27 protein-coding genes are annotated in these 25,646 nt (G+C 40.7%); 15 read left to right on the top strand and 12 right to left on the bottom strand.

Annotation, left to right across the window (positions count from 1 at the left end):
* The first annotated feature begins 84 nt into the window (after positions 1 to 84).
* Positions 85 to 918, top strand: coding sequence for a glycosyltransferase family 2 protein (locus AB9K32_RS09955; RefSeq protein WP_369885084.1), 834 nt, complete (start codon positions 85 to 87; stop codon positions 916 to 918).
* Here the strand turns inward: AB9K32_RS09955 and AB9K32_RS09960 are convergent.
* Both AB9K32_RS09960 and AB9K32_RS09965 read right to left on the bottom strand, forming a co-directional pair.
* Positions 900 to 1,703 (bottom strand): glycosyltransferase family 2 protein, encoded by an 804-nt coding sequence (locus AB9K32_RS09960; protein ID WP_224835172.1) that lies wholly within the window; start codon positions 1,701 to 1,703, stop codon positions 900 to 902. The two genes, AB9K32_RS09955 and AB9K32_RS09960, sit on opposite strands and share 19 nt — an antisense overlap.
* A gap of 254 nt (positions 1,704 to 1,957) precedes the next feature.
* Positions 1,958 to 2,773, bottom strand: coding sequence for a 2,3,4,5-tetrahydropyridine-2,6-dicarboxylate N-succinyltransferase (locus tag AB9K32_RS09965; RefSeq protein WP_252079184.1), 816 nt, complete (start codon positions 2,771 to 2,773; stop codon positions 1,958 to 1,960).
* A gap of 100 nt (positions 2,774 to 2,873) precedes the next feature.
* Here AB9K32_RS09965 and ruvX point away from each other — a divergent pair, with 100 nt between their 5' ends.
* From ruvX to AB9K32_RS09980, 3 genes are read left to right on the top strand one after another with little or no spacing between them, the layout of a single operon-like run.
* Positions 2,874 to 3,284 carry a Holliday junction resolvase RuvX gene (gene ruvX / locus AB9K32_RS09970; RefSeq protein WP_369885085.1) on the top strand — a complete coding sequence of 137 codons (411 nt, stop codon included), beginning with the start codon at positions 2,874 to 2,876 and terminating at the stop codon, positions 3,282 to 3,284.
* Between the two features lie 3 nt (positions 3,285 to 3,287).
* Positions 3,288 to 3,878, top strand: a complete 591-nt coding sequence (gene def / locus AB9K32_RS09975) for a peptide deformylase (RefSeq protein ID WP_224835169.1) — start codon at positions 3,288 to 3,290, stop codon at positions 3,876 to 3,878.
* A gap of 55 nt (positions 3,879 to 3,933) precedes the next feature.
* Positions 3,934 to 4,377, top strand: coding sequence for a DUF5606 domain-containing protein (locus tag AB9K32_RS09980; RefSeq protein ID WP_369885086.1), 444 nt, complete (start codon positions 3,934 to 3,936; stop codon positions 4,375 to 4,377).
* A 3-nt stretch (positions 4,378 to 4,380) separates the two neighbouring features.
* Here the strand turns inward: AB9K32_RS09980 and AB9K32_RS09985 are convergent, their stop codons facing one another.
* Complete coding sequence (locus AB9K32_RS09985; RefSeq protein WP_369885087.1) at positions 4,381 to 5,958, bottom strand: beta-N-acetylhexosaminidase; 1,578 nt, start codon at positions 5,956 to 5,958, stop codon at positions 4,381 to 4,383.
* A gap of 10 nt (positions 5,959 to 5,968) precedes the next feature.
* Positions 5,969 to 6,613, bottom strand: a complete 645-nt coding sequence (locus tag AB9K32_RS09990; protein WP_369885088.1) for a GDSL-type esterase/lipase family protein — start codon at positions 6,611 to 6,613, stop codon at positions 5,969 to 5,971.
* 154 nt (positions 6,614 to 6,767) lie between these two features.
* Between AB9K32_RS09990 and mazG the strand changes: the two genes are divergently transcribed.
* The 6 genes from mazG (at position 6,768) to AB9K32_RS10020 (ending at position 11,982) form a co-directional block, all read left to right on the top strand.
* Positions 6,768 to 7,541, top strand: a complete 774-nt coding sequence (mazG, locus tag AB9K32_RS09995; RefSeq protein WP_369885089.1) for a nucleoside triphosphate pyrophosphohydrolase — start codon at positions 6,768 to 6,770, stop codon at positions 7,539 to 7,541.
* A gap of 82 nt (positions 7,542 to 7,623) precedes the next feature.
* A complete protein-coding gene (locus AB9K32_RS10000; RefSeq protein WP_369885090.1) occupies positions 7,624 to 8,991 on the top strand; it encodes an MATE family efflux transporter in 1,368 nt (455 codons plus the stop codon).
* A 9-nt stretch (positions 8,992 to 9,000) separates the two neighbouring features.
* Positions 9,001 to 9,489, top strand: coding sequence for a cupin domain-containing protein (locus AB9K32_RS10005; RefSeq protein WP_224835163.1), 489 nt, complete (start codon positions 9,001 to 9,003; stop codon positions 9,487 to 9,489).
* A 41-nt stretch (positions 9,490 to 9,530) separates the two neighbouring features.
* Positions 9,531 to 9,758, top strand: a complete 228-nt coding sequence (locus AB9K32_RS10010) for a hypothetical protein (RefSeq protein WP_224835162.1) — start codon at positions 9,531 to 9,533, stop codon at positions 9,756 to 9,758.
* Positions 9,758 to 10,327, top strand: a complete 570-nt coding sequence (locus AB9K32_RS10015) for a phosphatase PAP2 family protein (RefSeq protein WP_338193562.1) — start codon at positions 9,758 to 9,760, stop codon at positions 10,325 to 10,327. The genes AB9K32_RS10010 and AB9K32_RS10015 overlap by 1 nt, the downstream gene beginning before the upstream one ends.
* Positions 10,324 to 11,982: an ArnT family glycosyltransferase gene (locus tag AB9K32_RS10020; RefSeq protein WP_369885091.1), complete on the top strand. Its 1,659-nt coding sequence runs from the start codon at positions 10,324 to 10,326 to the stop codon at positions 11,980 to 11,982. Before AB9K32_RS10015 ends, AB9K32_RS10020 begins: the two co-directional genes overlap by 4 nt.
* Here AB9K32_RS10020 and AB9K32_RS10025 read toward each other — a convergent pair.
* Genes AB9K32_RS10025 through meaB form a run of 3 tightly spaced genes read right to left on the bottom strand, consistent with a single transcriptional unit; the run spans position 11,979 to position 14,873 of the window.
* Positions 11,979 to 12,851: a lysylphosphatidylglycerol synthase transmembrane domain-containing protein gene (locus AB9K32_RS10025; protein WP_369885092.1), complete on the bottom strand. Its 873-nt coding sequence runs from the start codon at positions 12,849 to 12,851 to the stop codon at positions 11,979 to 11,981. The two genes, AB9K32_RS10020 and AB9K32_RS10025, sit on opposite strands and share 4 nt — an antisense overlap.
* A complete protein-coding gene (locus AB9K32_RS10030; RefSeq protein WP_369885093.1) occupies positions 12,832 to 13,794 on the bottom strand; it encodes a glycosyltransferase family 2 protein in 963 nt (320 codons plus the stop codon). The genes AB9K32_RS10025 and AB9K32_RS10030 overlap by 20 nt, the downstream gene beginning before the upstream one ends.
* Before the next feature lie 35 nt (positions 13,795 to 13,829).
* A complete protein-coding gene (gene meaB / locus AB9K32_RS10035) occupies positions 13,830 to 14,873 on the bottom strand; it encodes a methylmalonyl Co-A mutase-associated GTPase MeaB (RefSeq protein WP_369885094.1) in 1,044 nt (347 codons plus the stop codon).
* Positions 14,874 to 15,087: 214 nt separating this feature from the next.
* Here meaB and AB9K32_RS10040 point away from each other — a divergent pair, with 214 nt between their 5' ends.
* The 4 genes from AB9K32_RS10040 to AB9K32_RS10055 all read left to right on the top strand — a co-directional run bounded on the left by AB9K32_RS10040 (position 15,088) and on the right by AB9K32_RS10055 (position 18,208).
* The gene (locus AB9K32_RS10040; protein ID WP_369885095.1) at positions 15,088 to 15,513 is read left to right on the top strand and encodes an Ohr family peroxiredoxin; all 426 of its coding nucleotides are present in this window, start codon (positions 15,088 to 15,090) and stop codon (positions 15,511 to 15,513) included.
* A 206-nt stretch (positions 15,514 to 15,719) separates the two neighbouring features.
* Entirely contained in the window at positions 15,720 to 16,202 is a 483-nt protein-coding gene (locus AB9K32_RS10045; protein ID WP_224835649.1) for an RNA polymerase sigma factor, read from the top strand.
* Positions 16,192 to 16,788, top strand: a complete 597-nt coding sequence (locus AB9K32_RS10050) for a hypothetical protein (RefSeq protein WP_369885096.1) — start codon at positions 16,192 to 16,194, stop codon at positions 16,786 to 16,788. Before AB9K32_RS10045 ends, AB9K32_RS10050 begins: the two co-directional genes overlap by 11 nt.
* Positions 16,760 to 18,208 carry a hypothetical protein gene (locus AB9K32_RS10055; RefSeq protein WP_224835154.1) on the top strand — a complete coding sequence of 483 codons (1,449 nt, stop codon included), beginning with the start codon at positions 16,760 to 16,762 and terminating at the stop codon, positions 18,206 to 18,208. The genes AB9K32_RS10050 and AB9K32_RS10055 overlap by 29 nt, the downstream gene beginning before the upstream one ends.
* Positions 18,209 to 18,314: 106 nt before the next feature.
* Here AB9K32_RS10055 and msrA read toward each other — a convergent pair whose 3' ends face one another.
* Entirely contained in the window at positions 18,315 to 19,010 is a 696-nt protein-coding gene (gene msrA / locus AB9K32_RS10060) for a peptide-methionine (S)-S-oxide reductase MsrA (protein ID WP_224835153.1), read from the bottom strand.
* A 401-nt stretch (positions 19,011 to 19,411) separates the two neighbouring features.
* Here msrA and AB9K32_RS10065 point away from each other — a divergent pair, with 401 nt between their 5' ends.
* Entirely contained in the window at positions 19,412 to 19,648 is a 237-nt protein-coding gene (locus AB9K32_RS10065; RefSeq protein WP_224835152.1) for a hypothetical protein, read from the top strand.
* 165 nt (positions 19,649 to 19,813) lie between these two features.
* Here AB9K32_RS10065 and AB9K32_RS10070 read toward each other — a convergent pair whose 3' ends face one another.
* The 4 genes from AB9K32_RS10070 to AB9K32_RS10085 form a co-directional block, all read right to left on the bottom strand.
* A complete protein-coding gene (locus AB9K32_RS10070; RefSeq protein WP_369885097.1) occupies positions 19,814 to 21,034 on the bottom strand; it encodes a sensor histidine kinase in 1,221 nt (406 codons plus the stop codon).
* 158 nt (positions 21,035 to 21,192) lie between these two features.
* The gene (gene secA, locus AB9K32_RS10075; protein ID WP_252079199.1) at positions 21,193 to 24,555 is read right to left on the bottom strand and encodes a preprotein translocase subunit SecA; all 3,363 of its coding nucleotides are present in this window, start codon (positions 24,553 to 24,555) and stop codon (positions 21,193 to 21,195) included.
* Between the two features lie 136 nt (positions 24,556 to 24,691).
* Positions 24,692 to 24,916, bottom strand: coding sequence for a DUF2795 domain-containing protein (locus AB9K32_RS10080; protein WP_013551418.1), 225 nt, complete (start codon positions 24,914 to 24,916; stop codon positions 24,692 to 24,694).
* A 122-nt stretch (positions 24,917 to 25,038) separates the two neighbouring features.
* A complete protein-coding gene (locus AB9K32_RS10085; RefSeq protein WP_224835149.1) occupies positions 25,039 to 25,599 on the bottom strand; it encodes a cob(I)yrinic acid a,c-diamide adenosyltransferase in 561 nt (186 codons plus the stop codon).
* Positions 25,600 to 25,646 lie beyond the last annotated feature (47 nt).

Here is a 25,646-nt window from a genome sequence, read left to right on the forward strand (position 1 = left end):
TGTTCCTTAACCTTCATTATGGTAAGTTTAGAATCGCAAAATTAAGGATATGAGATAACATTTAATATTTCTATTTTTGCCAAGATGAACCCACAGGAAAAAGAATCTCCGAAAATATCAGTAATCATAAGTACGTACAATGCCGAAGAGTGGTTAAAAAAAGTACTTTGGGGCTTCAATTGCCAAATCTTCAAGGATTTTGAAGTGGTTATTGCCGATGATGGATCTGGTCCAAAGACCAAAGAATTATTGGATGAGATGTCCGAAAATGTTTTTTACAATATTATCCATGTTTGGCAGGAGGACGATGGTTTCCAGAAGTCAAGGATCCTTAACAAGGCAGTCGAAGCTTGCAATGCGGAGTATATTATAATGACGGATGGTGATTGTATTCCAAGAGAAGACTTTGTGGAGGTGCATTACATTAACAAAGAACCCGGGTATTTTATTTCGGGAGGGTACTACATGTTGCCCATGAACATATCCAAGTTGATTACACTGGAGGATATTGAAAAACAAAACTGCTTTAACATCCATTGGCTCAAAGAAAAGGGGATTCCAAAAACTTTTAAAAACAATAAACTAACGGCGAGTGGCCTTGTCTCTAAATTGCTCAATACCATAACTCCGACGAACGCTAGTTGGAACGGACATAACTCTTCGGGTTGGAAGAAGGATGTTTTGAACGTGAACGGTTTTGATGAGCGGATGCAATACGGCGGGCAGGATCGCGAACTGGGTGAACGTTTGTTCAATTTTGGAATAAAATCTAAGCAATTGCGCTATAGTGCCGTTTGTGTGCATTTAGATCATAAACGAGGCTATAAAACGCCCGAATCCATTGCAAAAAACCAAGCCATACGTAAGGAGACCAGATCTAACAAATTGGTGTGGACGCACTATGGCATTACCAAATAATAGGCCAGTTGATTCTTTTTTTCCAACCTTTTTAATTCTCGGAACCTCTCCAAAACACCAAGAGCGTTTAAATAGCAAATAGTCCATCCTTTTTTGCCATCAAGAATTCCTAGGCGCAAAATGTAGTGGTTAAAGAATTTCCACGCTGGCTTTATAATCATTAAAAGGTAGTTGAAGTGTTTTTCCCTATAAAAATCCTCTTTTGCTTTTAGTTGGCCATATTTCAACATTTTGCCCTTGTAGTCCTGATAGTCCTTGTAGCAATAATGGATAAGCTTTTCTTGGAGAATTCCAGATGTTCCATCGACAACCAAGGTTTCGTGAACTATTTTTTTATCGGTGAAATGTGCTTTGCTTTTGCGGAACAATCTATAATTTTTGTCTGTTTGCCAACCGCTAAAGTTCAATCGCTCGTTTTGGAACATAAACTGGCGGTAGAACCAATAGGCTTCATCTGCGTTTTCCTTATTGATGGTTTCAATAATTTCTGTTTGCAGACTTTTGGTCACAACTTCATCTGCATCTAAAAACAAGACCCAATCATTAGAGGATTGCTTTAGCGCAAAGGATTTCTGTGCAGTAAAATTTTTAAATGGATTTTGAATTACCCTTACCTTCGGATGGCTTAACAGATACTCGTATGTGCCGTCCGTACTGTAAGAGTCTACAACCACGATTTCATCAGCAAAAGAAACGGAATCGATACATTTCTCAATGTATCCAATTTCGTTATAGGTGATTATGAGTGCTGATAATTTTTGCTTTGGGGTGCGTAATCCAGCCATATTAATTGGTGTAGTGTTTTGGTGTTTACAAATCTATAACAAAAAAAAGGCGTAAAAATTGTTTTGCCGTTTATTTTTCTTACAACAATCAACAACGACGTTTCCCTACCCGGTTTTTGTTAAAAATAGTTTTTGACATGTATTTATTAGAGGCTGGAATAGTGTTTGGGTTGCTTTAATTTTAATAAAAAAACAACCCAAACTGTATATTTTGATTCCGTTTTTAAAAAATCAGAAGATCGGAACGCCTTGATCTAAACTGCAACATTGTGCTCGCGCAAGGCATTGTTCAACGATGTTTTCTTGTCGGTGCTCTCCTTTCGTTTGCCAATGATCAAGGCGCATGGCACTTGGTAATCGCCGGCAGGAAAATTTTTGGTGTAGCTGCCCGGTATCACAACCGATCTTGCGGGAACACGACCTTTCAGTTCAACAGGCTCACTCCCTGTTACATCAATAATTTTCGTAGAAGCCGTTAAAACCACATTTGCTCCCAAAACAGCCTCCTTTTCAACACGGACCCCTTCCACAACAATACATCTGGAGCCGATAAATGCATTGTCCTCAATAATAACCGGAGCAGCTTGCAATGGTTCCAAAACCCCACCGATACCTACACCACCACTTAAATGGACGTTTTTACCGATTTGAGCACAACTGCCCACCGTGGCCCAAGTATCCACCATGGTCCCCTCGTCCACATAGGCACCAATGTTTACATAACTTGGCATTAAAATGGTTCCTTTGGAAATATAAGCTCCGTGCCTTGCCACGGCATGGGGTACCACACGAACACCTTTTTCTTTGTATCCTCTTTTCAAGGGAATCTTGTCGTGATATTCAAAAATACCAGCTTCGAGGACCTCCATTTTTTGTATGGGGAAGTATAGCACTACCGCTTTTTTTACCCATTCATTTATTTGCCAACCATTTTCCGTGGGTTCTGCGCATCGCAGCTCGCCAAGATCAATAAGGTCTATTACTTCTCTAATGGCCATCTGGGTCTTTTCGTCTTCCAATAATGATCTATTGTCCCATGCTTGCTCGATCAATGCTCTAAGTCCTGTCATTTTTCTTAAAATTTTGACAAAGATAAGTGCCATCATATAATTATGGCCTCCATTTTTAAGGCTATAACATATTTAAGGTTATTTTTGCCAAAAAGTTGTTTTGGCAAGAGTTTTGGCATTGGATTTTGGAAAAGTACGTACGGGAATTGCGGTCACCGATGAGCTTCAGTTGATTGCCTCTGGATTGACCACCGTTGACACCAAGGACCTGTTAAAGTTTTTGGAGGACTATACAAAAAAGGAATCGGTGGAACGCTTTGTGGTTGGATTTCCCAAACAAATGGACAATACGGCCTCCGAGTCCGAAGCTCTCATCCAAGACTTCCTAAAGCAGTTATCGGCCAAGTTTCCAGCTATGCCCGTTGAACGCCAAGATGAAAGGTTTACTTCTAAAATGGCATTCCAGTCCATGTTGGACAGTGGTATGAAAAAGAAGAAAAGAAGGGATAAGGCCTTGGTCGATGAAATAAGCGCCACATTGATTTTGCAGGCCTATTTAAACAGATTTTAATTTATGATTTTACCTATAGTAGCCTACGGAGACCCCGTTTTACGAAAAAAAGCGAAGGATATTGCATCCGATTATCCAAAGTTGGAAGAATTGATTGCCAACATGTGGGAGACCATGTACAATGCACATGGTGTTGGATTGGCAGCTCCACAAGTGGGACTTCCAATTCGAATTTTTATGGTAGATACCACCCCTTTTTCCGATGATGAGGATTTGAGCAAAGAAGAACAGGAGAAACTAAATGGTTTCAAAAAAGTCTTTATCAATGCCAAGATCGAGGAAGAGAACGGCAAGGAATGGGACTTTAACGAAGGTTGCTTGAGCATTCCCGACGTTCGGGAAGATGTAAAACGAAAACCAGAAGTGACCATAACCTATTTGGACGAAGATTTTAAATCACGTACGGAAACGTTTGATGGGCTTTTGGCCAGAGTTATTCAGCACGAATACGACCATATCGAAGGCATTCTGTTTACGGACAAACTATCGACCCTAAAAAAGCGACTTTTAAAAAACAGATTGGACAAAATATCCAAAGGGAAAATAAACGTTGACTACCGAATGCGGTTTCCCAATATCAAAAAAGCACGTTAAAAAAATCACTATTTGCGATAAAAACATATTTTTGCGCCCATAAATTACTATTTGAATGGCATTAGACAAGATTTTATCTATTGGAGGTAAACCAGGACTTTACAAATTATTGACCCAAACCCGTGGTGGCTTTGTTGGCGAATCCCTATTGGATGGCAAACGTGTAACCGTTGGATTAAGAAGCAATGTAAGCGTGTTGTCCGAAATAGCCATTTACACCCTGGAGGAAGAGCTTCCGTTAAGGGAAGTGTTCCAAAAAATCAAAGAGAAAGAAGGAGGCAACAAAACATCGATCAGCCATAAGGCTGACAAAATCGAGTTGGAAGAGTATTTCTTCGAGGTACTGCCCAATTATGATGAAGATCGTGTCTACGCCAGTGACATCAAAAAGATCATACAGTGGTACAACATCCTTCTCGACAATAACATCACCGATTTTGTCAAAGAAGAAAATGATTCAGAGGAACCTACTGTTTCTGCTTCACAGGAAGAAGAATAACAACTATTCCTTTTTCCAGTTCACCAATTTAGTTGGGTAATAATTGATCTGCATGGCTTCCAGATAGGAAACCTGTGCGGCCAAACGCTCTTTGTAGTCATCCCAATCAAGATGTTCGCTTGGAGACCATCCCAATTCCGCATATCCAATAAGTCTTGGAAAGGCCAAATATTCCAACTCTTCACTATTGCTTATGGTTTCGGACCATAGGGGGGCTTCGACGCCAAGAATATTCTCTTCAGGAAGATTTTCTACATAAGTCCCAGGGTCCCATTTGTAGGCAATATCAACCGGAATGAGGCCTGCCCAATTCAGTCCATATTCAGATATGGAATCATACTTCATATCCAAATAGGCTTTTTTTGCTGGCGACATAATAACCTTTGAGCCATTTTCAATGGCTTTTAGGGCATATTCAGGTTTGTTCCAAAAATGAATCACTGAACTGGAATCAAGTTCTGCTTGTACTATTTCGTTCCAACCGACCATTCTTTTGTTGTGTTTCCGAACAATTTTTTGCACTTTTTCCACAAAGCGGATATAGTCACTTTTTTTGGTGGCATGGCTCTCATCTCCGCCAATATGAAAATATGGACCGGGAGTCATGGCGGTAATTTCACCGATTACATCATCCAAAAAGCTATATACGGTATCTTTTTTGGCATCAAAAGAACTGTAACCCAATCTCATGTCCGTTCTAACGCGTGGAGTTTCGGCATCTGGGGCATGTAAAAAGGGGTAGCTTAGGGATGCGGCGTTGGTGTGTCCGGGCATATCAATTTCCGGAATAATGGTAATATGTCTTTCCGCAGCATAGGCTACAATATCCTTAAACTGTTCTTGAGTGTAAAAACCACCTTCTCCACCGCCGACCTCGCTGGCGCCACCGATTTTGGTTAGCTTGGGCCAAGATTTGATTTCAATGCGCCAACCTTGGTCATCCGTTAGGTGCAGGTGCAGGGTGTTGAATTTGTAGTATGCAAGGGCGTCGATATATTTTTTGACTTCTTCTACGGTAAAAAAGTGCCGGGCCACATCCAACATGGAACCACGATATTCGAATCTGGGAGCGTCGATGATCTTTCCCGATGGAATTACCCAAATTGGGTGATCTGTTAGTGTATCATTACTTTTTTCAGGGATTAACTGACGCAATGTTTGTACGCCCCTGAACGCTCCGGCCGCAGTTTTGGCGTTCAATAAAATAGAATCTTTTTTAATGTAGATCTGATAAGCCTCTGGTCCCTTTAAATCCACACTATCCGATTGGTTGATGTAGATCAAGCGCTCCAATGTTCCTTCGGTAGCTGAATTTACGCCAATTTGTAAACCGGTTTTGGACTTTATCTGCTCGGAAAGAAACTTTCCCACCTTTTCGAATCCCGCATCGGAGTTGGATGTAAAAATAGCTGTTCCAGCATCTAGGCCAAAAGCACTTCCCGTGGAAATGGTTTTAATGGGTTTTGGGACCAACGGAGCTTTGGCAAGGTCGGTTTTGGGAAAACTGATTTCCTCTTTTTTCTCCTGGCAAGACGCCAAAAAGATAAATGCAACGAACAGTAGAATGGATCTATAAATCACTTTTATTGTTTTAGTCTATGTAATCTTTTATGGCATTGTACCAGATGTCGTAGCCCTTGGAGTTCATGTGAAGCCCGTCTTCAATAAAAATGTCCTGTTTCACCTTTTTTTTGTCCAACATGGGGTGCCAAACATCAACAAAATCAATTCCACTGTTTTCTGCGGCCAATTTGTTGAGTTTACGATTTAAACGACGGTATTTTCCCCTAAACTTCCATCGAGAAATACTTGGCTTTGCAGAAATGAGTACAATCTCCATATTTGGTTTTTCTTGCCGGAGTGTTCGGAGAATGCCCTCTGCTTTTTTTATAACTTTTCTAGGACTTTTTCTTTCAAAAATATCGTTGTCACCTTCGTAGATAAAGACTTTTACAGGATCGTAGTTTAAAATGAGTTCATCCAAATAAAGTTCGAGGTCCGAAAATTGAGAACCCCCAAAACCAGTATTTAGGACTTGATGCTCGGGAAAACGTTCTTGTAGATCTTTCCATAAACGAATACTGGAACTGCCTGTAAAAATAATGGTAGGTTTAGATGAATCCCAAAGAGAATCGTTTTTTTGCTGAACGGATTTTACTTCATTTTTAAAAGGATTATCGGTTTGCCCCAACATCGTCAACGGAAGTACGAGCAACGCAATAAATAGTTGTTTCATTCTACTGTATTTAGCCCAAAAATGTCGTTGAATATAGTGATATTTTTCCGTAAGTCCTCTTTGTTGAAAAATAGAGGGACACTTTTCATAAGTAAATTTTTAGGATGAAATTTCAACCAACTGGACTTCGTATTTTTGGTTAAAATCCAATACCATGAACACAAGATCGGAACAATTGGCAGCTTTAGATCGCTTATTGACCATTATGGACGAACTGCGCGAACAATGTCCATGGGATAAAAAGCAGACTATGCAAACACTTCGTCATTTAACGATCGAAGAAACCTATGAGTTGGGCGATGCCATTTTGGACAATGACCTTGAAGAAGTCAAAAAAGAACTGGGCGATATTTTATTGCACATTGTTTTTTATGCCAAAATAGGTTCGGAGACGCAGGATTTTGATATTGCCGATGTTGCCAACGGAATTTGTGAGAAACTCATCAATAGGCACCCCCACATTTATGGCGATGTGAAGGTTGAAAATGAAGAGGAGGTAAAGCAAAATTGGGAAAATATCAAACTAAAAGAAGGCAAAAAGAGTGTGCTAGAGGGAGTGCCCAATGGTCTACCATCCTTAGTCAAGGCCAACCGAATCCAAGATAAGGTAGCAGGAGTAGGGTTTGATTGGGAACATCCCGAACAGGTTTTTGAAAAGTTGAAAGAAGAACTGGGGGAATTTCAAGAAGAAGTGGAGGCCCATAATGCGGATAAAATGGAGTCCGAGTTTGGCGATGTGCTGTTTTCCATGGTGAACTATGCCCGTTTCTTGAAAATTAATCCAGAAAATGCGTTGGAGCGGACCAATAAAAAATTCATCAAACGCTTTCAATATTTGGAACAAAAAGCCAAAGAGTTGGGGAAGACCATGAGCGATATGACCTTGGCCGAAATGGATGTGTTTTGGGAAGAGGCCAAACAGCTTTGAAAATTATCCATAATCTAAGTCAAAGATGGACAAAAATTATGGCCGATCTGGCTATATTTGCCATCCTTTTTAATTATCCAAAGTGTTTCAAAACTATACTAAAGAGTTTGCCTACAACCTAAGGTTGTCCTATCCTGTTATTTTGGGGATGTTGGGGCATACCTTTGTGGCTTTTGCCGACAATATTATGGTTGGGCAATTGGGTACCGCAGAGTTGGCAGCCGTTTCTTTGGGAAATAGCTTTGTGTTTGTAGCCATGTCGCTTGGCATAGGTTTTTCAACTGCGATTACGCCATTGGTGGCAGAAGCCGATGGTGCAAAGGACCAAGCAGCAGGCAAAAGTGCCTTAAAACACGGTTTGGTACTTTGTACGGTACTAGGACTATCGCTATTTGGACTTATACAGGTTTGCAAACCTCTGATCCATCATATGGAACAGCCTCCGGAAGTGGTGGAACTCGCTTTGCCCTACTTGGATTTAGTGGCCTTTTCGTTGGTGCCGTTGATTATTTTTCAAGCTTTCAAACAATTTTCAGAAGGACTTTCCCAGACCAAATATCCCATGTATGCCACAATATTGGCAAATGCGGTGAACATAACCCTCAACTATTTGCTTATTTTCGGTTCCTTCGGATTTCCAAAATTGGGAATTGTAGGTGCTGCCGTTGGCACCTTGGTATCTCGTGTGATTATGGTTGCCTATATTTGGTATTTGCTCAAGCGTAAAAAGAAATTTGAATCCTATGTGACCCAATTCAATTTTAAGAAGATCGAGAAAAAAGTGATGCGTAAAATCATCAGTTTAGGGTTTCCATCAGCTTTACAGATGTTTTTTGAAGTTGCCATTTTTACCGCTGCCATATGGTTGAGCGGTGTACTTGGTAAGAATGCCCAAGCCGCAAATCAAATTGCCCTGAACTTGAGCAGTATGACGTTTATGGTGGGAATGGGACTGAGTGTTGCCGCAATGGTAAGGGTCGGTAACCAAAAAGGATTGCGCAACCATAAAGATTTGAAGCGTATCGCAGAATCCATTTTTTTCTTGACCTTTATTTTGGAAGTGGTCTTTGCAGCTATTTTCTTGGTGGGTAGGCATTGGTTCCCTACCATTTATTTGGATGTTGGCGATATTGCCAACCAAGCCGACAATACCGAAGTGATCATTGTTGCTGCCAAATTACTGTTGGTTGCTGCTTTTTTTCAGATTTCGGATGGACTTCAAGTAGTAGTATTGGGAGCCTTGCGCGGTTTGCAAGATGTGAAGATACCCACGCTCATCACTTTTATTGCGTATTGGTTGATAGGTTTTCCTATCAGTTATTATTTGGGATTGCACACCGATTTGGAAAGCACAGGAATCTGGATCGGATTATTGTCCGGACTTACAGCATCAGCGGTAATGTTGTATCTTCGATTTAACTTTTTGACGAAGAAATATATGAACCAATAATTTTATAGAATGAAATATTCAATTTTTGCTCTATCAATTTTAACCTCATTATCGGTATTTTCTCAAAATTCTGAATATAAACTTTCCTCATATCTAACAGAAGGCACAAAAGCACCAAACACACATTATCTTGGAGAAGCTTGGCTGAATGCTATTATCCACGATGATACAGATTTAGGGTATAATATCACAAAAGCAACTTTTAAAGCTAACTCGACCCTGGATTGGCACAAACATAGTTCTGCTCAAGTTCTGATTATTGTAGATGGAGAAGCATATTATCAAGAAAGTGGTAAGGAACCGTTGATACTAAAAGAAGGCGATGTCATTAAATGTGAAAAAAATATTGAGCATTGGCATTCCTCAACAAAATTTAGTGATGTAACGTATTTGGCTTTGTATAGCGGTGAACAGCCGACAACTTGGACAGAAGTACTGTCACAAGAATATTATGATGAGGTAGCAGAAAAGCTGAAAATTACGCATAAAGACAATTGAGTTAAGAAGATTCCAAAATTTGAAATCTAACTATTTGATACATGGAACTACCTAAATTTTTATTGGCCGATAATACCGATCATCCCGAGGCCATCTTTATTGTTCATACCGAGTACCCGAGATTTATTATCAACCTTGAAAATGATGAAGTGGAATGGATGGAGGAATTTTCTAAAGAAGATGAGGCCGATCTAATGGATGAAACTGAAAATCTGGTCGAGGCGGCAACTGCATTTTACGATAGGGAAGTTTCCAGATACGACTCGTAATGCTCGAACAACTGCTGCAATACGATAAGGACTTGTTTTTGTTCCTGAACGGATTGGGAACGGAGACTTGGGATGGTTTTTGGATGTTTATGACCAAGACCAGAAACTCGGCCCCGCTCTATATTCTATTACTTTATTTATCCTATCGAACGTTTGGGTGGAAAGGAACCGGGATAATTTTGGTGTCCATCGCATTGTTGATTACCTGTACCGACCAATTGTCCAACTTTTTTAAATACGGTATTGGTCGTTTGCGACCATGCCACGAACCCGAGGTTAGTAGTGTAATGCGCTTGGTGAAAAGCTATTGTGGAGGTCAATTCGGGTATTTTTCTGCCCATGCCGCCAATTCGTTCGGACCGGCCATTTTCTTTACGGTGATGTTCAGGAACAAAGTGAAATACATTGCTTGGGTATTACTTCTTTGGGCCTGCATTGTGGCCTATAGCCGCATTTATATTGGTGTGCACTATCCGTTGGATGTGCTGACTGGAGCTTTGATAGGTTCGCTTTTTGGTTGGTTATGGGCCAAGTTAGCTATATTTGCTTTCCAAAAAACAGGGGTATGATCTCGACCGCCAGATACTGGTTTTATATTGCGCTGATCGTGTTGGTGTACATTATTGGAATGTTCGCAACCTTGTTCGAGAACGATTCGGCCCAGTTTGCGGTTATGGCCATGCGAATGGTGCAGGAAAACGACTTTCTAAGCCTTTTTAAAGGCCCCGAGGAGTATCTGGACAAGCCTCATATGCACTACTGGTTGGCCGCAATTTCCTTTAAGATATTTGGAATTCACGATTGGGCGTATCGCATTCCCGGTATTTTATCCACTTTGTTGGGCGCCTATAGTTGCTACGGTCTGGGAAAATCGCTCTACAATAAAGATGTGGGTCGTTTTGCCTCATTGATTTTTATGACGGCCCAGACCATCGTCTTGGCCAACATTGATGTCCGTACCGATGCCGTTTTAACTGGATTTACAATATTCTCCATTTGGCAATTGGCCACATATATCGAAAAAGGAACACTAAAAAGTATTGCTTTGGGTGCTTTGGGAGCGGGTATGGCTTTTTCTACTAAAGGACAGATTGCCCTCGTGGTCATTGGAATTTCTATACTCTGCCATTTGGCCTATACCCGAAAGTGGGAACGATTGCTCCATTGGAAGTTATTGGTAGCCCTTCTTGTTTTTGGTTTGATGATAACCCCGATGTTATATGCCTATTATCATCAATTTGATTTGCACCCCGAGAAAGTAATTCGTGGTAAGGATAACCGCAGCGGTATCTTCTTTATTTTTTGGGAACAAAGTTTTGAGCGGATGAGTGGCGAGGGCGTTGGGAAGAACAGTAGCGACTTTTTCTTTTTTTTCCACACCTTTTTGTGGGTGTTCTTGCCTTGGACGGTCCTTGCTTTGGTTGGTTATTGGATAAAGGTGAAAGCCTTTTGGGAAATCAAGTTCTCCTACAAAACCAATTTGGAATTTTTGACCGTGGGTGGAATTTCAATTTTGTTCCTGCTCATCAGCTTTGCGCAATTTAAATTGCCGCATTACATGAATGTGTTGATGCCTTTATATGCAATTTTATCTGCGGGTTTCCTGTATGTTTTACATCAGCAGGAAAAATTGAAGATGGCAAAGGTGATACTCGGAATCCAATATTTTATATTGGGATTGGTAGTTGTCTTTACCTTATTGATAAGTTTTACTGTTTTCCAATTGGAACATTGGTATGGCTATGCATTCTTGTTGCTGGCACTAGGTATGGTGGTTTATTTTGTTCAAAAAAGGGAAGTTGTCTACGCCAAGATTGTTACCGTTGCCATTTTTAGCTCAGTTTTATTGAATGGTTTTATGAATGCCCATTTCTATCCAAAATTACTCGAATACCAAGGAGGTTCTAATATGGCACAGCAGGTAAAGGAGAGGAATATTCCCGTGGATGACATTTATAAAATTAACGAAAGACATACCTGGGCTTTGGATTTTTATAATCAAAATCCTGTCAATATTGTTTCCACTTCAGATTTGAAGAACATGAAGGATGTTTGGGTATATGCTACCGATAAAGAACTGGAACTATTGAAAAAAAACGGAATTGCTTGGGATAATGAAATAACTGTGGACCAATTTCGTATTACCAGATTACAGATCAAGTTTTTGAATCCCGAATCGCGCAAAGAAAAGTTGAATAAAATGCACTTGGTGCATCTAAATTAGTCGACAGATTCCAGCTGTGGCTTTTTAAAGTGGTAGATTACACCAAAAAGGGAGGTGAGTGCCGTAATCAAAAAGAAGGTGAAACTGATGCCAATGGAAGTGCTCTCATCCAGTCCCAGCCATTTTGCGCCATATAAAAAAGTAACCTCTCTACTTCCAATTCCCCCGATCGTTAATGGAATTACGGAAACGATGGAAGATACTAAGAAAACAAATAGGTATTCAATGAAGTCCGTATCAACGGACAAAGATTTCAAAACAAAAAGAACGCAGACCAACTGTGCCAATTGAACCAGAGCGGAAAAGCTAACGGATTTCCAAAATACGGGCAGGGTAGAGGTAAAAAATATCTTGTTTACAAACCAAAATGCCACAACACTCAGCGGAATGGCAGCTACAATCAACCAGAAAAAACTTTGGAAAAACTCATTTTTGGAAAGCAAAGCAAGCACGCAGGCATAAATAAAAAGTAACAGCATCCCGCTTAAGCGGTCCAGCAATAAACTGGACACTACTTTTTTGGTGCCAGGTTGATACACTTTTTGAATGACGTAGCCTTTGTAAGCATCGCCACCAATACCTCCCGGTAAAAAGAGGTTGTAGAACATGCCCAGCAGATACAGCTTTAGGTTGCTTAATTGAGACACTTTAGCACCCATCTGATGGAAATACAAGTTGGTTCTAAAGGCTGAAATTATTTTCGAAAGCACAAAAAACAACAAGGCCAAGAATAAATAAAGAGGCTCGCTTTTTTTTAAGGTCTGGACTATATCCTTCAACTCTATTTTGGTGAAAATAAAGTAAATCAGTACCGCACTAACAATAATTTTTAGGGCAGTGATGAGCTTTTTACGCAGCTTTTCCGTCACCTATGCTTATTTTTTTGATGCGATATGGTCTTTTCTGTTGCGATTCGTAGTAGGTACGGATCAAGAGCTCCATTACAATGCCAATGGTAAACAGTTGAATTCCCCCAACAATGAACATCATTCCAAAAATAAGTAAGGGTCTGGTTCCAATATCTTGATCAAATCCTAGTTTAACGATCAATAGATAAATATTGATAAAAATCCCGAGGATGACCAACAAAACCCCGAAGATTCCGAAAAGGTGAATGGGGCGTTGGAAGTATTTTCTAATGAAAAGTAGCAGCATCATATCGGCCACAACTTTAAAAACACGCTCCAAACCATATTTGGAAACCCCAGCGTGCCTTGCATGATGCTTTACAGGCACCTGTTTGATCTGTGCACCTTCCAAATGGGCTAAAAGCGTGATAAAACGGTGCATTTCACCGTATAAATTCAGACTTTTTGCAATATCCTTGGTGAAAACCTTGAGTGCACAGCCGTTATCTTTAATATCCAATTTAGTCACCCTCCGTACCAAAAAGTTGGCAATCTTGGAAGGTATTTTTTTAACCAACGAATCTTTTCTTTTCTGACGGATTCCCGTTACCACATCATATTCTTCGGTTATGGCAAACGATAACATTTGTGGAATGTCGGATGGATCGTTTTGCAGATCACCATCCATGGTAATGATGTATTCGCCCTCGGCATAATCAATTCCGGCGGCAAGGGCCAAACTTTGGCCATAGTTCTTTTTCAACTCGATCAAATGAACCTTTTTATCATCCATTTCCTTGACCTTCTGACGGGTTTTATCCGTAGAAAAATCATCTACATAAATGATTTGATAGTTATACCCATCAAGGCTTTCGTTGATTTTTTCGGTCAAAAGAACCACATTGTCCTCCTCGTTGTACAAAGGAACCACTATGGATAAAAGGGAATCGGTGACGGTGTTCATTCAGTATAAAATCTGTGCAAATTTATTGCTTTTATTTAAAGTTCCTCGGTAATCTTGTCCAATAGGATTTTTGCGGCGTAGAATGGAGAGATTTTATGTTCCTCAATCTCTGTCAATAACTTGGCCTGTTCTTTTTTAAAGGTTTCTTTTTGATGGAAAAATTGTTTGATGTATTCGTCCACGGTCTGAAGGAACCAGTTTTTGTTTTGGAGTTGTCGATTCTTTTCAAAAAAGCCATTTTTCCTATTGTGCTCTACAAATCGCTGCACCATTTCCCAGATTTCTTCAATTCCTGTTTTCTCCATTGCGGAACACTTCATTACTTTGGGTGTCCACCCATTAGCTTTTGGAGGGTAAAGATGTAAGGCTCTGGAAAACTCTGTCATGGCCAGCTTGGCATGTTCCAAATTGCTGCCATCCGCTTTGTTGATGGCAATGGCATCGGCCATTTCCATAATGCCCCGTTTTATACCCTGTAGCTCGTCGCCTGCACCAGATAATTTCAATAAAAGGAAAAAATCGACCATACTGTGAACGGCAATTTCGCTTTGTCCAACACCAACGGTTTCTACCAAAATAACATTGTAGCCAGCGGCTTCACAAAGAATAATACTTTCTCGGGTCTTTTGCGCAACACCGCCCAAGGATGTTCCGGATGGTGATGGGCGGATAAAAGCATTCGAATCTTTGGCCAAAGTTTCCATTCGGGTTTTGTCCCCCAAAATACTTCCTTTGCTCAATGAGCTCGTAGGGTCTACGGCGAGAACGGCTACTTTGTTGCCCTGTTCGGTCAAGGTTGTTCCCAAAGATTCGATAAAGGAGCTTTTGCCCACTCCGGGAACCCCTGTGATTCCTAAACGAATGCTGTTCGTAGGTCGGGCCAAGCATTTTTCAATTACGGTATTGGCTTTTTCAAAATGCGCTGGTCTTGTGCTTTCCAACAGCGTTATGGCCTTGGCAAGCATGGCCTTGTTTCCATTAAAAATACCTTGGGCCAAGACATCGGCAGAAAGTTCTTGTTTTCTGAGCGCCTTAATTCTGGAAATAGTGTCCACGGGTGTCTTATTATCGTCTGCCAAGAGTACGTTTCTAATGTTTGTACGAATTTATAAAGATTTTGCGGGTTTAAGTGAACTCACAAAAGGAATTGCGATTACTTTTTGGTTTACCCATTTCACAAAAATTTAATATCCAATTAATCGGACTTACGCCTACAATTTGGTACCTTATTCGTAAAATGATCGAGCACCGAACCGGTGCCGGTTTTTTACGAACCTATAAACATTTTAAAAGATGAAGACTATTTTTGAGGCCAAGGCCACCAATACAGGGGGAAGAGCAGGACATGTAACGAGTGAGGACGGCGTTTTGGATTTTGATATCAGTATGCCCAATTCCAATGGTAAACCTGATCCTAAATCCACAAATCCCGAAGAACTGTTTGCCGCGGCTTACTCCACATGTTATGCCGGAGCTGTAGAGGCCGTTGCAAAAATGCATAAAGTGGAAGATTTGGGCGATTTTAGTGTAACTGCTATCGTAGTATTGAACAAAGAGGAAGAAGGTTTTTTTCTTGAGGTTACTTTGGACACCTATTTGCCCACTGTGGATAAGGAAATGGGGGAGACCATTATTAATGAAGCTCACGAAATGTGCCCGTACAGCAAGGCCACAAGAGATAATATTACCGTTCACTTAAATTTATTGATGGACGAATAAATTAAGTAACTTTTTAATTATGAGCCCTGTTGATGATAATCGACGGGGCTTTTTTGTTAAAATTAAATCAAAAACACCCTAATTTGCAACGTTGCAATTTTTGCATCGTCCTTATTACAGTAACAACTAAAAAACCAAACATAGAACCGAGTACGCTCCATATTGAGCTCGTTGAAAAGTGCAAGGCCAACGACCGCAATGCACAGATGCAACTGTACCGTCAGTATTGCGATGGCATGTTCTGCGTGGCCATGCGCTTTCTTAAGAACACGGACGATGCTGAAGATGTGCTGCAGGATTCGTTCATAAAAGCTTTTCAACGAATTGGTCAATTTAAGGGAGATGTCACTTTTGGGGCCTGGTTAAAGCGAATTGTGGTGAACGGGAGTATCGATTATTTAAAATCGAAACACCAGCGAACGGTGGAGCTGAACGAAAGTTATCTGCAAGTGGCAGAGGAAGATGATTGGTCTGTAGAAGAAGGTATTTCCATGGAACAGGTAAATCAGGCCATCGAGGAACTGCCATCCAAATATAAATATGTTGTCCAGTTGTTTTTGGTAGAAGGGTACGACCATTCGGAGATATCGAAAATATTGGCAATTACCGAAACGGCATCCAGAACCCGATTGCTCAGGGGAAAGGCACAATTAAAGGAAAAATTAAAAGATATGGCTTATGGCACGTGATCTTAGAAAAATGTTCGAAAAAGAGAGGGAGCGGAGACACTTCCAAATGAAGCAAGGGCATGAAGACCGATTTTTTGCGAAGCTGGAAGAGGAACTGCCCCAGGTTCCACCCAAGAAAAAGGTTATCTCCCTTTGGATGCAGATTGCGGCATCTGTTGTAATAATCTTGGGATTGGCTTTATTTTATTTTAATGATACACCGGTTGATCCTGTAGAAAAGGTAACGGTTGTGGATCGAGAGAATGCTGGCAAAGAAAGGCAAGGTATCTCACTGGGGGATTTATCGCCGGATCTTAAAAAAATCGAGACCTATTACACAACCAATATTAATTTGCAATTGGCCGATTTGGCCGATGACCCAGGAAATAAAGAGTTGGTGGAGAGTTATATGGATCGTTTGGCGGAACTCAACACGGAATACCAAAGACTGAACGCGGAGCTGAACCAATTGGGACCCAATGATCAAACCATAAGCGCCTTGATCAATAATTTACAACTAAGGCTGCAGTTGCTGCAAAAATTAAAATCAAAGTTGAATCAATTAAAATCATCAAAAAATGAACAGGAATCATCAAATATTGTTTAGTGGATTGCTTCTTGCCATGGTCGGGTTCTCCTGCCATGCGCAAGAAAATTCCAAAACCTACAAGGAAACCTTTAATGTAAACAAGGATACCGAAATCAATATTAGTACCAGTTACGCCGATATTGAATTTGAGACTTGGAACAAAGATCAGGTCGAAATTACCGCCGTAATCGAATTGGAAGGTGTGGCAGATGACGAAGCACAGTCATATTTTGATAAAGATCGGGTAAAAATTATGGGGAACAGCCAGGAAATTGAGATCAGTACCCAAGGAGCTAGCCCCTATGCATTTGATTTTAGGACAGTAAACATAGATATTCCCGATATTCCCTCGGTAGCTGAGATCATTGAGCATGTGGAAATCCCGGAAATTATTATCCCAGAAATTGCAATGATACCCTCTATGCCGCCCTTGCCTCCCCTGCCGCCCATCGAATTTGATTACGATGCTTTTAAGAAAGACGGGGATAAGTATATGAAGGAATGGAAAAAGGAGTTCGATAAAACATTCGATAAGGAATATAAAGAGCGTTTTGAGGAATGGGGCAAAGAGATGGAAAAAATGGCGGAGGAACGCGATGCCCAAAGAGAGGAATTACGTGAAGAGCGGGAGAAAATGAGGGAAGAACGCGAAAAAGTTCGAGAAGAGATGCACGAAAGATTGCGCGAACAACGCGAGGAAATGCGTGCGCAGCGGGAAGAGTTACGGGCAGAACAGGCGGAGCTGAGAAAACAACTCAGAGAGGAAGCCCGAACCATACATGGAAGCCCAAATGTGTTCTACTTCTCTTCCGATGGAAAACATAAAGAGTACAAAGTCAAAAAACGAATAATCATTAAAATGCCCAAGTACATTAAACTGAACATGAATGTACGCCACGGGGAGGTAAAATTGGCGGAGAATGCCAAAAACATCAATGCAAGCTTGTCTTACGCAAGCTTGCTGGCCTCCACAATAGATGGGGCAAACACCGACATACGGGTATCATATTCCCCGGTAACGGTTAAAAACTGGAACTACGGTAGCTTAAGTACCGACTATTCGGAAAAGGTTAATCTAAAAGAGGTGAACGAACTAAAGCTCAAATCCGTTTCGTCCAATGTGGTGATCGGTAGATTGGCCAGTAAGGCCATGGTCACCAATACCTTTGGCTTATTGCAAATAGATGGAATAGCCGATAGTTTTAATTCAGTGGATATCTCTATGGAAAATGGTGAACTGGATTGTAAACTGCCCCAAACTGCTTATGTTATTACTGTGAACGAGAACACGTCTGGGTTCAAATACCCAGAAACGTTAAAATTGAGTTCTACAAAAAAGTACGGTGGAAATTTACATACGGGCTATAATATCCATAAGCAAGATGGCAAGACCATCAAAATCAATTCTAAATTCAGTGAGGTGGTTCTCAAGGACTGATTTTTGTCGTACTACCATTAAATAGAATCACCTATACCAACAAGGCAGTCTCAATCCAATTTATTTTCTTCTAACATTGGCCGGCCAACTATCCCCCACCCATCGCTTAATGAGCATCTTCCTTTAAATAAGACTGAAAGTTTTCCTTGAAACGGTTCAATCTGGGAACCGAAACATTACGGATGTAACTGTTGTTCGGATTACGCCTCTCATAATCCTGATGGTATTCTTCCGCTCTGTAGAATTTATCAAAAACCTTTACTTCGGTCACAATGGTGCGTTCGCCATAAACATTTTCGGCCTCCAGTGCACCAATGTAATCTTTGATGATTTTCTTCTCCTTTTCGTTTTTATAAAAAGCAATGGAACGGTATTGTGCGCCACGGTCGGGTCCCTGTCGGTTTAGGGTGGTTGGGTCGTGCGAACCAAAAAACACCTGTACCAGTTGGGTAAACGATATTATTTTTGGGTCGTAATATATTTCCACGGCCTCGGCATGGGAGGTTCTACCATAAGAAACTTGCTCGTAGGTCGGGTTTTTCTCCGTCCCGCCCGAATACCCGGAATACACTTCTTTAACACCCTTTACACTTTCAAAAATAGCTTCAACGCACCAAAAGCACCCACTTGCAAAGTAGGCCGTCTCATAATTTTTAAGTTGGTCGGCACTTAAACTTGTTTTTACTGAATGTGTGATTTGTTCTTTTTGTGCAATTTCCTGATTATCGGATTTGGTTTTGGATTGGCAACTTAAGGAAGCCAAAATTAACAGGGTCAGAAATGTAGTTTTCACAATGTTCATTTTAGTTTCTTGTTTAGTTGTAATAAGATAGGAACTATTACTGAAAAAGGCGTTAAAAAATGTTAATCGCTTTAATTTACTTCACAGTTGGGTAGTTTGTAGATAAGTTCAGGATTACAGAACAATGTTGTTATTTCTTACGCATCATACTAAAAATATAATCTTTTTCCTACAAATAACTTATTGGTCCTCAGTAAGTTGCAATGGAGCTAAAAGCGAAATCATCGATGAAATGCACATGCGTTCGGTATGTTGTTTTTGACCTTAAAAACCGTTGTCGAGGATAAAATGCACTTTATCTGAAAAAAAAATATTCACCGACGGAAAAATGTCATTGACCGATGGAAATCCAGTTAAGCTTGTTTGCGAAAGTAATTTTACATCGTAAAACAATCGGAACTATGAAGACAATTTTCACCATCATCGCAATCGCTTTTTTCGGAACTATGGCATCTGCCCAGAACATTTCCAAAGAAACTAAAGTGGATGTTATCACTGAAGGTGTTGAGTTGAACATAGAAATCAACAATAGCATCAGAAAGGATAGACAAATGGTAAGATTGTACAAGTTTAAGAACTCACGTATCAAAAAAGAACTTTCTTTTAAAACAAAAAGAAACAAGTCTAAATTGGCCTAATCACCATGTTTGCATTTATAATTCCTTTTATTTTGATTTTTGGTGTTGCGTTTGTTCTAGCGACCATAGCATTCTCCTTTAGACAAAGGAAATCTTAGAAAGAGAAACTTTAGAGAAGAAAAATAATGAAGAGGTCGGTTTTACCGACCTTTTTATATAAATACCCTAGTGATCTACCGAGTTGAACTGCTCGATTACTTCTTCAAACTCAATGGAGTAATGTGTTCCCTGTTTTGCGTAATCCCTGGTAATTGACCCTCTAAGCTGCCGGGCCAAATTGTAAATCAGTTTTAAACCGAGTGAATTGGAAGTTTTTGGATTGATTTCCTCGGAATATCCAATACCATTGTCCCCTAAGTACATTTTATAACGGTTATCGCCAATTTTGTCCACAGATACGTGGATTTCCCCATCCTGGACCCCTGCAATACCATATTTTAAGGCATTGGTAATGGTTTCGTTGATTATAAGTCCAAGGGGGATTATGGTATCGATACTTAATTTATAGTTTTTAATATCTAAATCTACCTTTACATCGGTACCGCTTCCCTTTACCGAACGTACCAGATAATCACAAAGTTCTTGTACGTATGGTTTTAATTCTATTTTTGAAAGATAATCGTCTCGCTTGTACAGCATCTCGTGTACCATGGCCATGGATACCACACGATTTTGACTGCTTTTGATGATATTACTGATCTTGTCATCGTCGATTGCCCTGGACTGTAGGCTCAACAGACTGGAAACCGTTTGAAGATTGTTTTTTACCCGGTGGTGCACTTCTTTTAACAAAGTCTCCTTTTCTGCAATACGGTCTTGAATTTCGTTTCTGGATTTGTACAGGCGATGGTGGGCCCTGAGTAAATTCTTGCCAAAGACACCTCCCAAAAGATATACTGCAAAAACGGCACTTAAATAGGCGAACCAGCTCCTTGACTGCATTGGAACGGTATTTTCCGAAATTCTGAAATCACCGGTATCATAGAGAAAGAGCAAAGTGAGCACGGCCAGATTGATTATTAGATATAACTGGCCGAAAACCTTAGTGGTTACATATCCTGCAAAAACGATAATGGCGAGAACAAAAATAAAGGGGCTTTGAATCCCTCCACTGTACATGGTGATCACAATGGCACCGATCATGGAGAGGATAGATGTAAAATTATAGGTCAGCACCAAATTTTTATGCTGCCGGTATAAAAGTGTGTTTGTTAAGTTGATTGCGGCATAACCTATAAAGGTATAGGTGATAACTCCATCTATATCCAAAAAGAAATAGCAGACCAAGCCAAAAACGGCAGCAAAGAAGGATGAGTTGTAATTTACCTTTAGTATCAAATCAATCTTATCTTGTAATCTGTATGTATCCTTATTAGGAATTCTCATATGCTGTGCGTGAATGTCCCTCTATTGCCTAAAGTTGAATATGCTTGCAAAAAGGTAGCTTAATGGGGTGTTTATTGCTGTAAATCTAATTATGTTTTTTATATAAAAAAAGTGGCAGCTATATTAACTGCCACTTTGTGGTTTTTTAGACGGGTTTTTTAGTCGTTGACCAGTACCCATTCTCCTTTATCTATCAGGGGTTCAGCCTGTTTGAATTTCACTGTTTTGCTTTCACCGGACATCACGTTTTTAATGGTGACCCTTTCGTTTCGCCCAATTTTTGGTTTTTCCCGCACAATGGTCTCGGTTATTTGCGGTCTTTGACCCTGTGTTTGTCCTGCGGCCCTGTTCTGTGCTGCAAGCTCATCGCTGTTAGGAATCTCTTCTTTTGTTGTTTGAAGTTTTTCTTTGGGCCTGCGAACTGTTCGAGCTTCCTGGATTTGATTGGTGTTTTCGGAAGGCAATTCGCCTTTGAAGAGGAACGAGATGACTTCTTTGTTCACCTTGTCCATCATTTCCTTGAAAAGTTCAAATGCTTCGAACTTATAGATCAACAAGGGGTCTTTTTGCTCGTGAACCGCCAATTGTACGGACTGTTTTAATTCGTCCATTTTACGCAAATGCGTTTTCCACGAATCATCGATGATGGCCAATGTGATGTTCTTCTCAAAATCCGTGATCAACTGTTTTCCATCGGTATTGTACGCCTTTTCCAAATTGGTAACAACGTTCAAGGATTTGATGCCGTCCGTAAAGGGAACTACAATACGTTCAAATTTGTTGGCCTCATCTTCATATACTTTTTTGATGACCTGGAAGGCGACCGTGGCGCTACGTTCCATTTTTTCTTTGTAGTACTTATAGGCCTCATCGTTGACTTTAGTGGCAATTTGCTGAAAGCTCATTTTCTTGAATTCCTCTTCATTGATCGGTGATGTAATGGAGAAATATTTGATGAGCTCGAACTCAAAGTTTTTGTAGTCATCCGCCATTTTGTTGGTCTCGGCGATAGCTTCACAGGTATCGTAGATCATATTGGCGATATCCACTTTTAAGCGCTCACCTTCCAATGCGTGCCTTCTTCTCTTGTAGATGACCTCACGTTGGGCGTTCATTACATCATCATACTCCAACAAACGTTTACGGATACCAAAGTTGTTCTCCTCCACTTTTTTCTGGGCACGCTCAATGGATTTGGTCATCATGGAGTGCTGAATCACTTCTCCATCTTCCAAGCCCATACGGTCCATCATTTTGGCCACACGGTCCGATCCGAACAATCGCATTAAATTGTCTTCCAAAGACACGTAGAACTGTGAACTTCCCGGGTCTCCTTGGCGACCGGAACGACCTCTTAACTGTCGGTCCACACGTCTGGAATCGTGGCGTTCTGTACCGATGATCGCCAAACCTCCGGCCTCTTTTACTTCTGGAGATAATTTAATATCCGTACCCCTACCGGCCATATTGGTTGCTATCGTTACCACGCCACCTTTACCGGCTTCTGCCACGATATCGGCTTCTTTTTTATGTAGTTTTGCGTTCAGCACATTGTGGGGCACTTTACGAACACTCAACAATTTGGACAGTAATTCGGATATTTCTACAGAGGTGGTACCGATCAATACAGGTCGTCCTGCTTGAGATAGTTTTGTAACCTCTTCTATAATGGCGTTATATTTTTCTCGCTTGGTCTTATAGATCAAATCGTGCCTATCGTCTCGGGCAATGGGTCTGTTGGTGGGAATTTCCATTACATCCAACTCGTAGATTTCCCAAAATTCTCCTGCTTCCGTCACCGCTGTACCTGTCATACCAGAAAGCTTGTTGTACATTCTAAAGTAGTTCTGGAGGGTAATGGTGGCAAAAGTCTGGGTCATGGCTTCGATTTTTACGTTCTCCTTGGCCTCGATGGCTTGGTGGAGTCCGTCCGAGTATCTACGCCCGTCCATAATACGGCCCGTTTGCTCGTCCACGATCATTACCTTATTGTTCATTACCACATACTCCACATCTTTTTCGAATAGGGTATAGGCTTTCAACAACTGGGTCATGGTATGGATACGTTCGCTTTTTACGGCAAAATCCTTGAAAAGTTCTTCTTTGAGCTCAGCTTCTTTTTCGATTTCCAGCCCTTGGTTTTCGATTTTTGCTATTTCACTGCCAATATCTGGCATCACAAAAAACTCTTTGTCCTGATCGGTGGAAATGGATTCCACTCCTTTATCGGTCAACTCGATCTGGTTGTTTTTTTCATCGATTACAAACAATAGGTCCTCATCCACTTTTGGCATTTCCCTATTGTTGTCCTGCATGTAAAAGTTTTCGGTTTTCTGAAGCAGCTGTTTTACTCCTTCTTCACTCAAAAACTTAATAAGGGCCTTATTTTTTGGTAGTCCACGATGTACCCGAAGCAAAAGGAACCCTCCTTCTTTGGTGTTTCCTTCCTTGATCAATTTTTTGGCCTCGGCCAGTACTCCGGTAAGGTGCTGTCGCTGTTGTTGTACAATATTGGCTACTTGTGGTTTTAGTTCGTTGAACTCGTGGCGATCGCCTTCGGGAACGGGTCCTGAAATGATCAAAGGGGTACGGGCATCATCTATCAATACCGAATCTACCTCATCCACAATGGCGTAATGGTGTGGTCGCTGTACCAGATCATCTGGAGTGTGGGCCATATTGTCGCGGAGGTAATCAAACCCAAACTCGTTATTTGTTCCGTAAGTGATATCTGCGTTGTAAGCCGCTCTACGTCCGTCGGAATTGGGCGTGTGCTTGTCTATACAATCTACGGATAGGCCATGGAACTCAAAAATAGGTGCCATCCAAGTACTGTCCCTTTTGGCAAGATAATCGTTCACCGTTACCAAATGCGCTCCTTTTCCTGCAAGTGCATTTAAGTAGAGTGGGAGAGTGGCGACCAATGTTTTACCTTCACCGGTTTGCATCTCGGCAATTTTACCTTGATGTAGCGCAATACCGCCTATTAGCTGTACATCGTAATGTACCATATCCCAGGTTACCTCTTTTCCTGCGGCATCCCATGAATTTTGCCAAACGGCCTTGTCCCCTTCCAAGGAAACATAATCCTTATCGCCGGATAATGCTCTGTCAAACTCGCTGGCAGTAACGGTTATGGTTTTGTTGGCAGCAAAACGTTTAGCTGTTTCCTTAACTACGGCAAAGGCTTCGGGAAGTATCTCGTTCAGCGTTTTTTCGGAAATTTTGTAGGCTTCCTCGTTCAGTTTGTCTATTTCGGCATAGATTTCCTCGTTACGGTCTATATCGGAAGAATTTTCCACTTCTGCCTGTAGTTCGGCAATTTTATCGTTTATTTCTTTACAGTCTTCGGCGATTTTGGCCTTAAAGGATACTGTTTTTTGTCTAAGTTCGTCATGCGATAGGCCTTCTAGCTGTTGCTCAAAGGATTTTATCTCTTTTACCAAGGGCTGTAAAGATTTTACATCCTTCTCCGATTTGTCTCCAACAAAAACCTTTAGTACGGAATTAATAAAACTCATGAAATGTTTTTTCTATTGATTGTCAAAAGCTGTTCCATTGATGGGATTACGATGGAATTCTTTTGCTAGGCTGTCAAAATTACATAAAAAAAAGCCTCAATTGAGACTTTTTTAATGTGGTTTGTGTTTTTAGGATTTAATATTCGTCCTCGTTCCAGAGGTAATCTTCCTCGGTGGGATAATCGGGCCAGATTTCCTCAATTGACTCATATATTTCTCCTCCTTCTTCTTCCATAGATTGTAAATTCTCTACAACTTCCAGGGGAGCTCCAGTTCGAATCGCGTAATCTATCAGTTCGTCTTTGGTTGCTGGCCAAGGCGCATCACTTAAATATGAAGCTAGTTCTAACGTCCAGTACATAGTAACGGTTTGATTTATAATTTTTTGCAAAAATAATTTTTAAACCCAATTTGTCAAGTAAAAACACAATTATTTAAAAATTATTTTGTGGTTAACAAAACAATTAGGGTAAAAAAGCGAATTTATTGGTCCAATTTCTCGGGAATCCATTTTATTTCCTTCGCGTTTAAATCCTTCGACAATTTGCGTGCCAATACGAACAAATAATCGGATAATCGGTTAATGTATGATAGTAGGTTGTCCGGTACGGGTTCATTTTCATGTAAGTAAGAAATCAATCTTTCCCCCCGGCGGCAAACGGTTCTCGCAATATGACAGTATGACACTGTTGTATGCCCTCCCGGAAGTATAAAATGTGTCATTTCTGGAAGAGCTTCGTTCATTTTGTCCATTTCTTTCTCCAAAAATTCTATATCCCCGGTACTTATGCGCGGAATTTTTAACCTATTGTCCTTGTTTGGCTCTGTGGCCAAAATAGAACCCACGGTAAATAATTTCTCTTGGATCTGGGTCAATGTTTGTTTTGAGCGCACATCCATTTCTTGATCGCGCAATAGTCCCAAATAGGAGTTGAGTTCGTCTATGGTACCATAACTCTCTATTCTTACGTGGTGTTTGGGTACCCGTGTGCCGGTAAATAAAGATGTTTTTCCCTTATCTCCGGTTTTGGTGTAGATCTTCATTTTTTCTGTAGTCAGTAGTCAGTAGTCAGTAGTCAGTAGTCAAGGAT

The sequence above is a fragment of the Allomuricauda sp. XS_ASV26 genome, from assembly GCF_041224615.1.
Lineage (GTDB): Bacteria > Bacteroidota > Bacteroidia > Flavobacteriales > Flavobacteriaceae > Flagellimonas > Flagellimonas alginolytica.

Excerpts from the sequence above, each read along its gene's own strand:
- AB9K32_RS09955 (WP_369885084.1), top strand. The coding sequence starts at position 85 with ATGAACCCACAGGAAAAAGAATCTCCGAAAATATCAGTAATCATAAGT.
- AB9K32_RS09960 (WP_224835172.1), bottom strand. The coding sequence starts at position 1,703 with ATGGCTGGATTACGCACCCCAAAGCAAAAATTATCAGCACTCATAATC.
- AB9K32_RS09965 (WP_252079184.1), bottom strand. The coding sequence starts at position 2,773 with ATGACAGGACTTAGAGCATTGATCGAGCAAGCATGGGACAATAGATCA.
- def (WP_224835169.1), top strand. The coding sequence starts at position 3,288 with ATGATTTTACCTATAGTAGCCTACGGAGACCCCGTTTTACGAAAAAAA.
- AB9K32_RS09980 (WP_369885086.1), top strand. The coding sequence starts at position 3,934 with ATGGCATTAGACAAGATTTTATCTATTGGAGGTAAACCAGGACTTTAC.
- AB9K32_RS09990 (WP_369885088.1), bottom strand. The coding sequence starts at position 6,613 with ATGAAACAACTATTTATTGCGTTGCTCGTACTTCCGTTGACGATGTTG.
- mazG (WP_369885089.1), top strand. The coding sequence starts at position 6,768 with ATGAACACAAGATCGGAACAATTGGCAGCTTTAGATCGCTTATTGACC.
- AB9K32_RS10005 (WP_224835163.1), top strand. The coding sequence starts at position 9,001 with ATGAAATATTCAATTTTTGCTCTATCAATTTTAACCTCATTATCGGTA.
- AB9K32_RS10010 (WP_224835162.1), top strand. The coding sequence starts at position 9,531 with ATGGAACTACCTAAATTTTTATTGGCCGATAATACCGATCATCCCGAG.
- AB9K32_RS10015 (WP_338193562.1), top strand. The coding sequence starts at position 9,758 with ATGCTCGAACAACTGCTGCAATACGATAAGGACTTGTTTTTGTTCCTG.
- AB9K32_RS10020 (WP_369885091.1), top strand. The coding sequence starts at position 10,324 with ATGATCTCGACCGCCAGATACTGGTTTTATATTGCGCTGATCGTGTTG.
- AB9K32_RS10030 (WP_369885093.1), bottom strand. The coding sequence starts at position 13,794 with ATGAACACCGTCACCGATTCCCTTTTATCCATAGTGGTTCCTTTGTAC.
- AB9K32_RS10040 (WP_369885095.1), top strand. The coding sequence starts at position 15,088 with ATGAAGACTATTTTTGAGGCCAAGGCCACCAATACAGGGGGAAGAGCA.
- AB9K32_RS10045 (WP_224835649.1), top strand. The coding sequence starts at position 15,720 with ATGCAACTGTACCGTCAGTATTGCGATGGCATGTTCTGCGTGGCCATG.
- AB9K32_RS10050 (WP_369885096.1), top strand. The coding sequence starts at position 16,192 with ATGGCACGTGATCTTAGAAAAATGTTCGAAAAAGAGAGGGAGCGGAGA.
- AB9K32_RS10055 (WP_224835154.1), top strand. The coding sequence starts at position 16,760 with ATGAACAGGAATCATCAAATATTGTTTAGTGGATTGCTTCTTGCCATG.
- msrA (WP_224835153.1), bottom strand. The coding sequence starts at position 19,010 with ATGAACATTGTGAAAACTACATTTCTGACCCTGTTAATTTTGGCTTCC.
- AB9K32_RS10065 (WP_224835152.1), top strand. The coding sequence starts at position 19,412 with ATGAAGACAATTTTCACCATCATCGCAATCGCTTTTTTCGGAACTATG.
- AB9K32_RS10070 (WP_369885097.1), bottom strand. The coding sequence starts at position 21,034 with ATGAGAATTCCTAATAAGGATACATACAGATTACAAGATAAGATTGAT.
- secA (WP_252079199.1), bottom strand. The coding sequence starts at position 24,555 with ATGAGTTTTATTAATTCCGTACTAAAGGTTTTTGTTGGAGACAAATCG.
- AB9K32_RS10080 (WP_013551418.1), bottom strand. The coding sequence starts at position 24,916 with ATGTACTGGACGTTAGAACTAGCTTCATATTTAAGTGATGCGCCTTGG.
- AB9K32_RS10085 (WP_224835149.1), bottom strand. The coding sequence starts at position 25,599 with ATGAAGATCTACACCAAAACCGGAGATAAGGGAAAAACATCTTTATTT.